Source organism: Pseudokineococcus marinus, from assembly GCF_013004605.1.
GTDB classification, from domain to species: domain Bacteria; phylum Actinomycetota; class Actinomycetes; order Actinomycetales; family Quadrisphaeraceae; genus Pseudokineococcus; species Pseudokineococcus marinus.
The window spans coordinates 1-13105 of the sequence record NZ_JABEMA010000060.1; the positions used below are offsets into that span (position 1 = coordinate 1).

13 protein-coding genes are annotated in these 13105 nt (G+C 73.1%); 8 read left to right on the top strand and 5 right to left on the bottom strand.

The genetic code is table 11. The annotated features are described in order from the left end of the window. The 3 genes from HLB09_RS06120 to HLB09_RS06130 form a co-directional block, all read right to left on the bottom strand. Positions 1 to 813: SURF1 family cytochrome oxidase biogenesis protein (locus tag HLB09_RS06120; RefSeq protein ID WP_171202519.1), on the bottom strand; the 813-nt coding region annotated here is incomplete at its 3' end. Between the two features lie 3 nt (positions 814 to 816). After that, positions 817 to 1086 carry a hypothetical protein gene (locus tag HLB09_RS17740; protein WP_246234457.1) on the bottom strand — a complete coding sequence of 90 codons (270 nt, stop codon included), beginning with the start codon at positions 1084 to 1086 and terminating at the stop codon, positions 817 to 819. Positions 1087 to 1489: 403 nt separating this feature from the next. Then, positions 1490 to 2095, bottom strand: coding sequence for a DUF3099 domain-containing protein (locus HLB09_RS06130; RefSeq protein WP_212770634.1), 606 nt, complete (start codon positions 2093 to 2095; stop codon positions 1490 to 1492). Positions 2096 to 2300: 205 nt separating this feature from the next. Here HLB09_RS06130 and fabG point away from each other — a divergent pair, with 205 nt between their 5' ends. From fabG to HLB09_RS19225, 5 genes are all read left to right on the top strand, one after another. After that, positions 2301 to 3011 (top strand): 3-oxoacyl-ACP reductase FabG, encoded by a 711-nt coding sequence (gene fabG / locus HLB09_RS06135; RefSeq protein WP_171202520.1) that lies wholly within the window; start codon positions 2301 to 2303, stop codon positions 3009 to 3011. A 92-nt stretch (positions 3012 to 3103) separates the two neighbouring features. After that, positions 3104 to 3865: an enoyl-ACP reductase FabI gene (fabI, locus tag HLB09_RS06140; RefSeq protein WP_171202528.1), complete on the top strand. Its 762-nt coding sequence runs from the start codon at positions 3104 to 3106 to the stop codon at positions 3863 to 3865. 1 nt (position 3866) lies between these two features. Next, positions 3867 to 4370 carry a SixA phosphatase family protein gene (locus tag HLB09_RS19220; protein WP_212770639.1) on the top strand — a complete coding sequence of 168 codons (504 nt, stop codon included), beginning with the start codon at positions 3867 to 3869 and terminating at the stop codon, positions 4368 to 4370. Positions 4371 to 4983: 613 nt separating this feature from the next. Next, the gene (locus HLB09_RS06150; protein ID WP_171202521.1) at positions 4984 to 5583 is read left to right on the top strand and encodes a DUF6318 family protein; all 600 of its coding nucleotides are present in this window, start codon (positions 4984 to 4986) and stop codon (positions 5581 to 5583) included. Positions 5584 to 5915: 332 nt separating this feature from the next. Then, positions 5916 to 6494, top strand: a complete 579-nt coding sequence (locus tag HLB09_RS19225; protein ID WP_171202522.1) for a PKD domain-containing protein — start codon at positions 5916 to 5918, stop codon at positions 6492 to 6494. Between the two features lie 68 nt (positions 6495 to 6562). Here HLB09_RS19225 and serB read toward each other — a convergent pair whose 3' ends face one another. Continuing rightward, positions 6563 to 7333 (bottom strand): phosphoserine phosphatase SerB, encoded by a 771-nt coding sequence (serB, locus tag HLB09_RS19230; protein WP_212770636.1) that lies wholly within the window; start codon positions 7331 to 7333, stop codon positions 6563 to 6565. A 200-nt stretch (positions 7334 to 7533) separates the two neighbouring features. Continuing rightward, positions 7534 to 8787 carry a glucose-1-phosphate adenylyltransferase gene (glgC, locus tag HLB09_RS06165; protein WP_171202523.1) on the bottom strand — a complete coding sequence of 418 codons (1254 nt, stop codon included), beginning with the start codon at positions 8785 to 8787 and terminating at the stop codon, positions 7534 to 7536. 80 nt (positions 8788 to 8867) lie between these two features. Here glgC and glgA point away from each other — a divergent pair, with 80 nt between their 5' ends. The 3 genes from glgA to HLB09_RS19825 form a co-directional block, all read left to right on the top strand. After that, on the top strand, positions 8868 to 10175 hold the full coding sequence (glgA, locus tag HLB09_RS06170) for a glycogen synthase (protein WP_171202524.1): 1308 nt from the start codon (positions 8868 to 8870) through the stop codon (positions 10173 to 10175). 889 nt (positions 10176 to 11064) lie between these two features. Then, a complete protein-coding gene (locus tag HLB09_RS06175; protein WP_171202525.1) occupies positions 11065 to 12651 on the top strand; it encodes a hypothetical protein in 1587 nt (528 codons plus the stop codon). Between the two features lie 46 nt (positions 12652 to 12697). Continuing rightward, positions 12698 to 13105: DAK2 domain-containing protein (locus HLB09_RS19825; RefSeq protein ID WP_212770637.1), on the top strand; the 408-nt coding region annotated here is incomplete at its 3' end.

A 13105-nucleotide genomic window follows, 5' to 3' on the forward strand; every position in this document is an offset into this window, starting at 1 on the left:
CGTGCCCGCCCCCGGGCCTGCGGCCTCGGCGCGCAGGTCGGCGGCGTGGCGGCGCGCGACGACGCCGTACCCGACGAAGCCGCCGGCGGCGAACACCCACCACTGGAAGGCGTACGACAGGTGCGGTCCCTCGTCGACGGGCGGGGCGGGGAGGAGCTGGGGCGCCGGGGACGCCGCGGGCACCTCCTCGGCGAGCACGCCGTACGCGCCGCCGACGAGCTGCGCCCCGGCGGCGTCGAGGGCCCCGCTCGTGGGGGCTCGCCCGGCCAGCCCCGCCGGGTCGATCGTGCGCGTCTGCCCGGCCGGTGCCCGCCCGTAGGGCTCCTCGGCGGGGCGCAGGTGCACGACGGTCGTCACCTCCCCGGCCGGGGGCGGGGGCACGTCGACGGCCCCGGCGTCGTCGCCGGAGGGCAGGAAGCCACGGTCGACGAGCAGCGCCCGCCCCAGCCCGTCACCGGTCGCCCCGTCAGCGGTCGTCGTGCTGCCGTCGAGGAGCAGAGGGACGAGCACGTGGAAGCCGTTGGTGCCGTCGAGGGGCCGCTGGCGCAGGAGGACGGTGCCCTCGGGCAGGTAGCGGCCGGTGGCCTCCACCGGCCGCCACTCGTCCGCCGTGGGCAGGAGCTCACCGCCGGGGGGCAGCAGGGACGCTGGGTCGGCCGCCGGCTGCCCGTAGTTCTCGGTGATGAGCATGTTGGCCGCGTGCCGCGCCGTGCGGCGGTCCCACTGCCAGAGGCCCAGGGAGACGCACACGAGCGCGAAGGCGACCGCCAGGGCGAGGCCGGCGAGCCAGCGGGGCGTCAGCAGGAAGCGCACGGGCTACTCCCGACCGCCCGGCAGCTCCTCGGCGGCGACGACCTCGCGCAGGAAGGACCGCTCGGCGAGGTGGGTGGACAGGTGCTCCCGGTGGTCGGGGCACGCGAGCCACGTCTTGCGCCGCTCGGGGGCGTGCAGGCGGGGGTTGTTCCAGCGCAGGCCCCACGCGGCCCGGGCGCGGCAGCCGCGCGCGCTGCACACGAGCGGGCCCGCGGGGCCGTCCGCGGGAGCCGCCGACGGAGGCGGCGTGGGGCTGCCGGGGAAGTCGGGCACGAGCCCAGTGTCCTCCCACCGCTCCGGCGCCCACGACAGGCCCTGTGCTCGGGCTCGGGAGGCCCGGCGTCGGAAACCGCCCAGCGCTCGACCGCACCGCGCGGGAGCCGGCCCGAGCCCGGACGTCGCACGGAGCCGGACGTCGTGCAGGGCCGGAGACGAGGACGACGCCGGGCGGCGACGGGGGAGACGCCGCCCGGCGTCGTCGACGCGCGCCCGACGGGGGGGACGGGCGGCGCCGGGGACGAGTATGGCACGCACCACCTGGCGAGGAAGGGCGCTCGCGCCGCCGGGACGGCGACGTCGCCCGTCCGAGGAGACGACCACCCCACCGGGGGAGAGAGGCTCGACGACCCGCCCCACGAGCGGCGGCTGGGGCGGCGAGAGCGGGCGCCGTGGCCCGTCAGGCCGCGCTGCGGCGGTCGCCGCCGTCGGCCGGCGGGCGGAGCCGCTCCGCCTCCCAGGTCCTCGGACCGGTGCCGGTGCTCCCCGGTCCCGTGCCCTCGGCGCTCGGGCGACCGGTGCCGGTGGGCTCGTCCGCGTCGAGCACCTGGCCCTGGAAGACCTCGCCCACGAGCGGAGGCTCGGACGCCGGGCGCGGCGGTGCTGCGGTGATCGACGGCTGCGCGGGCGGCGTCACCTGCGTCGTCGTCGGCCCGACCGTCTCGCGCCCCGCGTTCGCCACGAGGACGGCGATGTAGGGGAGGACGACGGCGAGGGCGACGAAGAGCCACATGAGAGCCATGTAGCCCGCCTGGGCGAGGACGATGGCCACGACGAAGCACGCCGTGCGGACGCCCATGGACCACAGGTAGCGGCCGATCTGCTGGTGCTGGTGCTGCCTCTGCCCCACGGGGGCGGTGGTGATGCGCTGCACCGGGGCGTCGTCGCGGTGCGGGCGGCGCGCCCGCGCCGAGCGGTCGGCCGAGGGCGGGAGGGACGGCGAGGGACCGCGCCCGCGCGAGCCGGGTGCGGTCCGCTGAGCGCCTGAGGCGCTGGTGGAGACCACGACCACTACGGTAAGCCGCGCCCGCGCGCGGGCGCGCGCGGGGTGCCGCCGACGCCGGAGGTGGCCGTGCGCCGTCCCCTGCCGGAGGGCCCGTCGACGGGCCGTGGCGGGGGCGCCGTCGACGGGCGCCCTCCGGTAGCGTCCGCGACCGCACCAGCGTCACCGGCCGTCCGGCCGGTGACGGCCCCGACGGAAGGTCCCCCGCGTGCCCGAGCCCCGCAGCGTCCTCGTCACCGGCGGCAACCGGGGCATCGGGCGGGCCATCGCCGAGGCGTTCGTGGCGGCGGGCGACCGCGTCGCCGTCACCACCCGCACGGGCGACGCCCCCGACGGCGTCCTCGGCGTCGCCTGCGACGTCCGCGACGGCGCGTCCGTCGACGAGGCCTTCACCCGGGTCGAGGCCGAGCACGGACCGGTGGAGGTGCTCGTCGCCAACGCCGGCGTGACGAAGGACCAGCTCCTCCTGCGCATGAGCGAGGAGGACTTCACCGACGTCGTCGACACCAACCTCACGGGCGCCTTCCGCTGCGTGCGGCGCGCCACCAAGGGCATGGTGCGGCTGCGCCGCGGGCGCGTGCTGCTCGTGTCGAGCGTCGTCGGTCTCTACGGGTCGCCCGGCCAGGTCAACTACGCGGCCAGCAAGGCGGGCCTCGTCGGCGTCGCGCGCTCCGTGACGCGCGAGCTGGGCGGGCGCGGCATCACGGCCAACGTCGTCGCGCCCGGCTTCGTCGAGACCGACATGACGGCCGCCCTGCCGGAGGCGACGCGGGACGGCTACCTGGCCGCCATCCCCGCCGGCCGCCTCGCCCGGCCCGAGGAGGTGGCGGGCGTCTGCGTCTTCCTCGCCTCGGAGGCGGCCGCCTACATCAGCGGCGCTGTCGTCCCCGTGGACGGCGGCCTCGGCATGGGGCACTGACCCACCGCCACCCCGAGCCCCGGCCCGTGGCCGGGGCGCCCAGCAGCACGAACGACCACGAGCACCGCGACATCGAGAGGGACGGCACGCGCATGGGGATCCTGGACGGCAAGCGACTGCTCATCACGGGGGTCCTGACCGACGCGTCGATCGCCTTCCGCGTCGCGCAGGTGGCGCAGCAGGAGGGCGCGACGGTCGTGCTCACCTCCTTCGGCCGCCAGATGCGCATCACGCAGGCGATCGCCCGGCGCCTGCCGCAGCCGGCGCCCGTCGTGCAGCTCGACGTCTCCGACCAGGAGGACCTCGACGCCCTCGCGGAGCGGGTGCGCGAGCACGTCGACGGCCTCGACGGCGTCCTGCACTCCATCGGCTTCGCCCCGCAGGGCGCGTTCGACTTCATGGCGGCGAGCTGGGAGGACGTCTCGGCGGCCCTGCAGATCTCCTCCTACAGCCTCAAGTCCCTGGCGGTGGCGGCGCGCCCGCTCATGGCGGAGCGCGGCAGCGTCGTCGGCCTGACCTTCGACGCCAGCTTCGCCTGGCCGGTCTACGACTGGATGGGCGTCGCCAAGGCCGCCTTCGAGTCGGTGGCGCGCTACCTGGCCCGCGACCTCGGGCCGGAGGGCACGCGGGTCAACCTCGTGTCCGCGGGCCCGCTGCGCACGATGGCCGCCAAGTCGATCCCGGGCTTCGAGGCCTTCGAGAACAGCTGGCCCGAGCGCGCCCCCCTCGGCTGGGACCTCGCGGACACCGAGCCCGCGGCCCGCGCGTGCGTCGCGCTGCTGTCGGACTGGTTCCCCGCGACGACGGGCGAGATCGTGCACGTCGACGGCGGCGTCCACGCGATGGGGAGCTGAGCTGGCGCTCCTCGTCGTCCTCCGGCACGCCCAGGCCGAGCCGGTCGGCGCGAGCTCCGACCACGCCCGCCCGCTGACGGCGCGCGGCGAGGACGAGGCCCGGGCCGTCGGGCGGGCGCTGCGCGAGCGCGGCATCTCGCCGGACGTCGTCGTCTCCTCCGACGCGGCGCGGGCGCGGCGCACCGCCGAGCTCGTCGTCGCCGACGAGGCCTGGCCCCTGGTGGAGGACCCGGACGTCTACGAGGCGAGCCCCGCGCGCCTGGGCGCCGTGCTCGAGCGGCACGCCGCCGCCGCGACGACGACGGTGCTCGTGTGCCACGAGCCCGGCGCCTCAGGCCTGTCAGTCGCGCTGGCCGGGCCGTCGTCCGCGCCCGGTGCGGCCGACCGCCGCGCCCAGGTCCTCGCCGGCCTCGGCACGGCCTGCGCCGCCGTCCTGCGCTGGGACGACGAGCGCGCCCAGCTGCTGCCCGCCAGCGCCGACCTGGTCGACGTCCTCGGTCCCTGACCCGTCCGCTCGGGGCGCTGCCCCGGGAGGGTCGCCAGCGCCCCGCCGCGGACGTCGGGGGACGGCGCGCCGAGCGGCTGTCGCGGGTGCGGACGTCGAGGGACGACGCGCTGAGCCGCTGCCGGGGGCGCGGACGTCGGGGGACGACGCGCCGACCGCTGCCCCTCGAAGTGCGCGATCACGCTTGCGCCTCGGCGTGCCGACCCGCGAAGTCCGCGCTCCTGCTCGGTGGTGGACCTCGTGGGCCAGGGCGCGTCGGTGGTGGACCTCGTGGGCCAGCATGCGTCGGTGGTGGACCTCGTGGGCCAGCATGCGTCGGTGGTGGACCTCGTGGGCCAGCATGCGTCGGTGGTGGACCTCGTGGGCCAGCATGCGTCGGTGGTGGACCTCGTGGGCCAGCGTGCGTCGGTGGTGGACCCCGTGGGCTGGCAGGCTTCGGTGGTGGACGGCGTGGGGCGCCACGCCGACGTGGGACCCACGAGGTCCACCAGCGCCGGCCGTGACCCACGCGGTCCACCACCCAGGGCGCCCGCACCGGGCGGAGAGCCCGGTTCATCCACAGGGACCCGTCCGTCACCGGATCGGGGAGGCCAGGGCTGGCTACGGTCGGCGGGTGCGCCTCCTCGTCCCTGCGGCAGCCGCCGCGGCCCTGCTCGCGCTCGCCGGCTGCAGCGACCCGGAGCCCGGCTCGCCGCTTCCCACCGGCGCGCCCGCGGAGACGTCGACGACGGCCCCTCTGCCCGCTCCCACCGCGACGGCGACGCCGAGCAACGACGCTCCGACCGCCGAACGCGGTCCGGCCCCGACCCTGCCGCCCGAGGCGACGACCGACGACGCCGCGGGCGCCGAGGCGTTCGTGCGCTACTGGTTCGACACGTTGGAGCAGGCCTACACGACGCTCGACACGTCAACGCTGGCTTCGCACTCGACCCCCGACTGCGAGGTGTGCAACGCCTACATCGACGAGGTCGATCAGCTAAGAGCGCTCGACCGGACGGTCGAAGGGTCCCAGTTCGTTTTGACGGAAGTCGTTGCGCCCGCGCCCGACGGCACCGGCGCCACTCTCGTTTCAACGACGTTGACGGTGCGTCCGGGACGAGTGCTCGGTTCCGACGGTGAGGTCCTCGAGACCGTCGAAGGCGAGACGACGTCACTAGGGGCCGTTCTCGTGCGGGAGGAGGACACGTGGCTGATGTTCGGCCTAGGCGCCTGATCGGCGCCGCCCTTGGCGGGGTCCTGGTCGCCTGCTGCTCCCTCACCTCGCCACTGGAGGCTCGAGCGGACGAAGCGCCCTCCTCGGTCGTGATTACCCCAAAACTGGGCGCCGGTGAAGCGACCCTCCTAGGCAAGGCTCGTAGTCGAGGTGAGTCGTCGGCGTCGGGCAGTGGGCGAACGCAGACGCGGGCTCCCGGTGTATCGACGGCGAGGGCGTCGGCGCCGCAGGTCATCAGACGATTGCTGCCGGCGTGCTCCGGCAACGACGCGAACGGTGGGGCGAGCGACGACTGCGGGGCGACGCGGGCGGCGTGCCCGCCGGGGCAGCTGATGTTCTTCGTGTGGCAGGCGCCGGCGACGGACGGGGCGGCGTCGGGCCCGTTCACGCAGACCGGGCGGGTGTGCCGGGTGCCGTTCCAGCCCGGTGAGCCGGGGGCGCCGGACGCCGTGGAGGCGCTGGTGCTGCCGGTGATGACGCAGGCGGACTTCCAGCGGCTGCCGCTGCCGGCGGGGCGCTCGGGGGTGGAGCCGGCGTCGGGGGAGGTGCTCGTGGCGATGCCGACGAACACCTACGCCGTGGCCGAGCCGGTGACGCTGCAGACGGACCTGCTGGGGTTCCCGGTGACGGTGCGGGCGACACCGGTGGCGTACACGTGGGACTACGGCGACGGGACGGTGACCGGTCCGACGTCGGAGGCGGGGGCGCCGTGGCCGGACCTGCGGGTGACGCACGTGTACGAGCGGGCGGGTGAGTACGTGATCACGCTGACGACGCACTACGAGGGCGAGTACTCGGTGCTGGGCGGGCCCTTCCTGCCGGTGCCGGGGCAGGCGCAGGTGACCAGCGACCCCGAGCCCGTCGTGGCGTTCGCAGGCCGCACCGCGCCCGTCGCCGACCCCCTGCGCTGATCCGCCCGGCCCTGACCCCGAGCGCCCGCCCCCGCGCTGAGCCCGCGGGCCCCGTGCGCAGGGCGGTCTCAGCCGGCCTCGGGCCGTCCGACCCCCACGAGGTGGACGACGGCGGTGAGGTCGCGGTGGCGCAGCACCACGTCCGCCGCCGCGGCGAGCACCGGCTTGGCGCAGAAGGCCACGCCCGTGCCGGCGGCGCGCACGGCGTCGAGGTCGTTGGCGCCGTCACCGACCGCCACCGTCCCCGCCGTCGGGACGCCGTGGTGCTGCGCCAGCTCGCGCAGGAAGCGCTCCTTCGCGGCGGCGTCGACGACGTCGCCGCGGACCCGGCCCGTCAGCCGGCCCGCCTCGACCTCGAGGGCGTTGGCGCGGGCGTGCGGGATGCCGAGCGAGGCCGCCAGGGGCCCGACGACCTCGAGGAAGCCGCCCGAGACGACGCCCACGGGCACGCCGGCCCCGGCCAGCGCCGAGGCCATCGTCGCCGCGCCGGGGGAGGGGACGACCTCGGCGCGGACGTCGTCGAGGACATCGACCGGCAAGCCCTCGAGCAGGGCGACGCGGCGGTGCAGGCTCTCGGTGAAGTCGACCTCGCCGCGCATGGCGGCCTCGGTGACGCGCGCGACCTCGTCCTCGACGCCGGCGCGCGCCGCGAGCATCTCGACGACCTCGCCGGTGATGAGGGTCGAGTCGACGTCGAGGACGACGAGCCGCGGCAGCGCGTCCAGCGCCGCGGGCACGACGACGAGGTCGGTCGTCAGCCCGGGCGCCTCCTCGCGAGCCCGGGCCCGCAGCTCGGTCACGACGGCGTCGACGTCCGCGTCCGGCGAGGACGGCTCCACCCGCCACTCGACGCCGGCGTCACCGTCGCCCTCGAGGGCGGGCAGGGCGCGCTCGTCGACGACGCGACCGCCGGCCGCAGCGACCCAGCCGCTGGCGGCGCCGACGGCGTCGGCCCAGCTGCGCTCGGCGTGCTGCCGCGCCCGTCGGCCGTCCGAGCCGTGGTCCCCGTCGAGCAGCAGGACCCGCGCGGCGGGCTCGCTCAGGGCTCGACCACGGCGTTCTTGCCCACCACCGTGAGCCCCGACGGCGTGACGACGAAGCCGCGCGCGCGGTCGTGGTCGGGGTCGAAGCCGATGCGGGCGCCCTCGGGGACGACGACGTTCTTGTCGATGATCGCGCGACGCACCGCGGCGTGACGCCCCACCTGCACGCCGTCCAGGAGGACGGAGTCCGTCACCGAGCTCCACGAGTGCGCCTGCACCCCGGTCGAGAGCACGGAGCCCTCGACGGTCGCGCCCGAGACGACGACGCCCGGGGCGACGATGGAGTCGACCGCCGTGCCCGCGCGCCCGTGCCAGCCGTGGACGAACTTCGCGGGCGGCAGGGGCCGCTGCTGCGACAGGATGGGCCAGCGGTCGTTGTAGAGGTTGAAGACCGGCAGCGCCGACGTCAGGTCCATGTGGGCCTCGTAGTAGGAGTCGATCGTCCCGACGTCGCGCCAGTAGCCGCGGTCGCGGTCCGTGGCCCCCGGCACGTCGTTGCGCTGGAAGTCGTAGACCGCCGCGGAGCCGCGGGAGACGAAGTCGGGGACGATGTCGCCGCCCATGTCGTGCTTGGAGGAGTCGTCCGCGGCGTCGCGGGTGACCGCCTCGACGAGGGCGTCGGCGTCGAAGACGTAGTTGCCCATCGAGGCGAGGATCTCGTCGGGGGACCCCGGGATCGTCGTCGGGTCCGTGGGCTTCTCGCGGAACGCGGTGATCCGCGGCGTCGAGCCCATGTCGGCGCCCTCGCCGACCTCGATGACGCCGAACTGGTCGGACAGCCCGACGGGCTGGCGGATCCCGGCGACGGTGCAGCCGGCCCCGGAGGCGATGTGGGCGTCGACCATCTGCGAGAAGTCCATGCGGTACACGTGGTCCGCGCCCACGACGACGACGATGTCGGGCCGGGCGTCGTCGATGAGGTTGAGGCTCTGGTAGATCGCGTCGGCGCTGCCGAGGTACCAGTTCTTCCCCACGCGCTGCTGCGCCGGCACGGGCGTCACGTAGTTGCCGAGCATCGTCGACATGCGCCAGGTCATGGACACGTGCTTGTCGAGGCTGTGGGACTTGTACTGCGTCAGCACGACGATCTGCAGGTACCGCGAGTTCGCGACGTTGCTGAGGGCGAAGTCGATGAGCCGGTAGGTGCCGCCGAAGGGCACGGCCGGCTTGGCGCGGTCGGCCGTGAGGGGCATCAGCCGCTTGCCCTCGCCGCCGGCGAGGACGATGGCGAGGACGCGAGGGCTGGACATGGGCAGACCCTAGGGGCCGACGCCTGCGGCGCAAGGCGTCCGGGCGCCGCGACCTGCGCGCGGGCGCTACGGTCCGCCCCATGGCCAGCGCCGCCCACTCCGCCGCAGCGACCCCGGGGACCGGACCGGGCGCCGACCCGGGCGCCGGTGCCCTCCCGCACGAGGAGGGATGGCGGCCGCGCGTCGACCTCCTGACCCGCGAGTACCCGCCGGAGGTCTACGGCGGTGCGGGGGTCCACGTCGCCGAGCTCGCGCGCGCCCTGCGGCCGCTGGCCGACGTCCGGGTGCAGTGCTTCGGCGCCCCGCGCGAGGAGGACGGCGTGACGGCGCACCCCGAGCCGGAGACCCTCGCCGGCGCCAACGCCGCCCTGCGCACCCTGGGCGTCGACCTCGGCATGGTCGCCGCCGCCGAGGGCACCGACCTCGTCCACACCCACACCTGGTACGCGAACCTCGCCGGCGTCCTCGCCGCGAAGCTGCACGGCGTCCCTCACGTGGTGACGGCGCACAGCCTCGAGCCGCTGCGCCCGTGGAAGGCCGAGCAGCTCGCCGGCGGCTACCGGCTGTCGAGCTGGGCGGAGGAGCAGGCGATGACGACGGCGGACGCCGTCGTCGCCGTCAGCGCCGGGATGCGCGCCGACATCCTGCGGTGCTACCCGGGTGTCGACCCCGAGCGGGTGCACGTGGTGCACAACGGCATCGACGCCGAGGACTGGCAGCGGGACGACTCGCCGGAGGCGCGCGAGCACGTGCGCTCCCTCGGGATCGACCCCGACCGCCCGAGCGTCGTCTTCGTCGGGCGCATCACACGCCAGAAGGGGCTGCCGCACCTGCTGCGCGCCGCGGCGCAGCTGCCCCCGGAGGTGCAGCTCGTCCTGTGCGCCGGCGCGCCGGACACCCCCGAGATCGCCGCGGAGGTCGACGAGCTCGTGTCCGCGCTGGCCGCGATGCGCACCGGCGTGGTGCGGATCGACCGGATGCTGCCGCGCGCCGAGCTGTGCCAGGTGCTCTCGCTCGCGACGGTCTTCGTGTGCCCCTCGGTCTACGAGCCGCTCGGCATCGTCAACCTCGAGGCGATGGCCTGCGGCACAGCCGTCGTCGGCACGGCGACCGGGGGCATCCCCGAGGTGGTCGACGACGGCCGCACCGGCTGGCTCGTCCCCATCGACCAGGTGCAGGACGGGACGGGGGCGCCCACGGACCCGGAGGCCTTCGCGGCCGACCTGGCCCGTGTCCTCACCGAGGCGGTCTCCGACCCCGCCGAGGCGCGACGCCGCGGCGAGGCCGGCCGCGAGCGCGCCGTCGCCGAGTTCTCCTGGGCGGCGATTGGCGAGCGGACCATGGATGTGTACAGGCAGGCGCTACTCGCTGCGCCTAGAGAGGCTTGACCCTGTGACAGTCGATTGGGATCTCCTCGGAGTGCAACTCACGACGCAAGAGGCGTCGCTATACGCGGCGTATCTGTCGGGCGAGGACTTCGATGCAGCGGGCGAAGTCGATGCGACCATTGATGTGACTCAGGCCGCTACCTGGCCAGCCTCTCGAGTCCTTCGCGCGAGCGTCCTCGCGGCCATCCTGATCAATATGCCACACGAGGGAACGGTTTACCCACCACGACTTGTCGTGCGAGGCGCGCGCATACAGGGAGAGTTAGATCTGGGGTGCGCGGACGCCGGCGCCTTCATGTTCACTGACTGCAGCTTCGACAGCCCACCCATGCTCAACGACGCATCACTTAAGTTTGTCGGTTTTGTACGGTGCGCCTTGCCTGCGCTCCAGGCGATGCGGATCTCTTGCCAAGGCCCAATATGGCTCTATGACACTCATGTGAGTGGCCCCGTGCTATTGACAGGGGCTCGCATGGCAGATCTGGACGCCAAGCGGCTTGAGATCACTCGCCAGGGCGGCGAAGCATTGTGTCTCTGCTCATCCAATTGCGATGGCGACTTGCTTTTAGCAGGCTCCCGCTTCGAGGGAGGTCTCGGACTAGACGAGGCGCGAGTTGGCGGTACCGTCATAATCGATGGTGCTCAACTTCGCCAAGACGCGGGCGTATCGGTCAGCGCAAATGGCGCGAGAGTGGAAGGGAACTTCAACGCCTCCGCTGGGTCCCACTTTCTTGGCGCCATTGACGCACGTGGTCTTCACGTATCCGGCAGCATGAATCTGACGGGCGCCACCCTAGATGCAGGTAGACATAAGGCGCGGCTCGCGCTAGATCTTGCGCATACGAACCTCGGACTCGGCCTTGCCTTAGCTTCGGCCAAGGTGCGGGGCATGATTTCCCTGCACCAAGCAGAGGTTGGATGCCAGGTCTCCATGGTCGCCGCGACCCTTGACGGTCTTGGCGGCGAGGCCCTACGCGCGGACCACATGTCCATAGCTGGCTCCCTTCTCATGAGGGAACTCAAGTCTACGGGACGACTGTACCTGCACGGGGTGTACGTCCTCTGTCATTGGGATATGACGGATGCACGCGTGTCGTCAAACAGTTCTCGTCAATGGACTCTTGTGGGAGATCGAGGCAAAATCGACGGTGACTTGACGCTTGACGGGGCCCAATTTTCGGCGGGCGTCAACTTCACGCGCGTCAGCGTTGTCGGGGACATCAGACTGGTGCGCACGAACGTGCAAGCGGCCTTCAATGGCACGGCTCTCCAATTTGCCTCCAGCGCAGTCGGTGGGAACTTCGACGCCAGCGAAGTGCTCCTTCAAGGAACTCTTGACACCTCTCTGTCTGCAGTGGGGCACTCTTTTGTCCTCGCGGACGCCAATATCTCGCGCGACGGCGAGAGGAGTTTGCTGTCGCCCAGGATCTCGGTGCACGGTGATGTCGTCTTAGAACGTCTGTCCGCCAGGGGCACGGTCGACCTACTGGGGGCCGAAATTCGAGGCAGTCTCCGCGCCGCCGACTCGAAGTTGACCGCGACGCCACTACAGCGTGCCTCTCTTGGGTCGGTCATGGACAGAGCGAATGGTGGGCACTGGCGTGGCTCCTCGATTCGAATGTCTAACGCTACCGTCGCCGGGGATTTTGACGCCCGGTCAAGCCACCTCCTCGGCTTACTTGAAGCTGCCGATGCGCGCGTCGCAGGAGACTTGATCTTCGAGTTGGCGACCTTGGGAGGTGACGCGCCAGCTGGCCTAGATGCGAGGAATCTAGAGGCGCGACACCTGGACCTTCGCTTCGAAAGCGAGGTGGTTGGAGACGTGATCCTGGCCGGGGCGCGCCTACACCGCTTAACTGACGCCAGCAAAAGTTGGCCGGCGGCCGGCAAGGTAGATGTACAGAACATGCACTATGAGCTCTTGTCGGGCGAACTGGATGCGGGCGGGCGCTTACGGTGGCTAGAGCGCGTCTCCTCGCCATATGCCCCTCAGCCTTACCGCCAGCTAGCTCGCACCCTGCGGCAAAGCGGACAATTCGAGCAGGCTAGGGGTGTGGATAGAGCGCGACTACGCGCACGGCACAAGCAGGGCCCTCTGCATGTTCGCGCTTGGGGTTGGCTGCAGGATCTGACCGTCGGCTACGGCTTTCTACCCTCAAGGGCCCTGATGACGCTTGCCGTCCTGTATGCCCTAGGCGTTACGTACTTCACTTTCGCCACTGACGGCTGCGCTGCGCTGCGCACTGATAGCGGGCTCTGCCCCACGGTAGAGAATGCAAGTCCAACATGGAACCCCTTTGTGTACACACTGGGGGCGCTAGTGCCGTTCCTTGGTTTGAGTGTTTACAACACATGGCAGCCCGAAGGCGCAGATAGTGTCGTGACGGCCCTCTTGATTGTGGGCGGTTTAATCTTGACGACCACTATCGTCGCGGCCGTCTCCAGAGGTCTTATGCCCGACCGTGACGATAGGTAGTCGTTCTTACCGGTTCTAAAGGAGAATTGACGGCGGCCACGACGGCGTGGCGCGCGACCGCCTCGACGCCGCGCAGCGCCTCGCTGCGACCGGCCGCCTCGAAGCCCGTGACGGCGGCGCCGTCGTCCTCGGAGGCGCCCTGCGCCGCTGGGCGGGCGACGTCGAGGCCTCGCACGACGACCTCACGCGCCTGGACCGCCTGGCCGGCGACGGGGACTTCGGCGACAACGTCCGCGGCGGCCTGCGCCGCGTCGTCGCCCGCCTCGACGCGGACGGCCCCGCGTCGGGGCGCACGGGGGCCGAGGCCCTGGCGGCGGCGGGGGAGGTGTTCCTCGACGAGGTCGGCGGCACGAGCGGCCCGCTCGTGGGCCTGCTCCTCGCCGAGCTCGCCGCCGCGGCCGAGCGCGCGGGTGGCGAGACCTCCGCCGGGGACGCCGCCTGGTCGGAGGGCCTG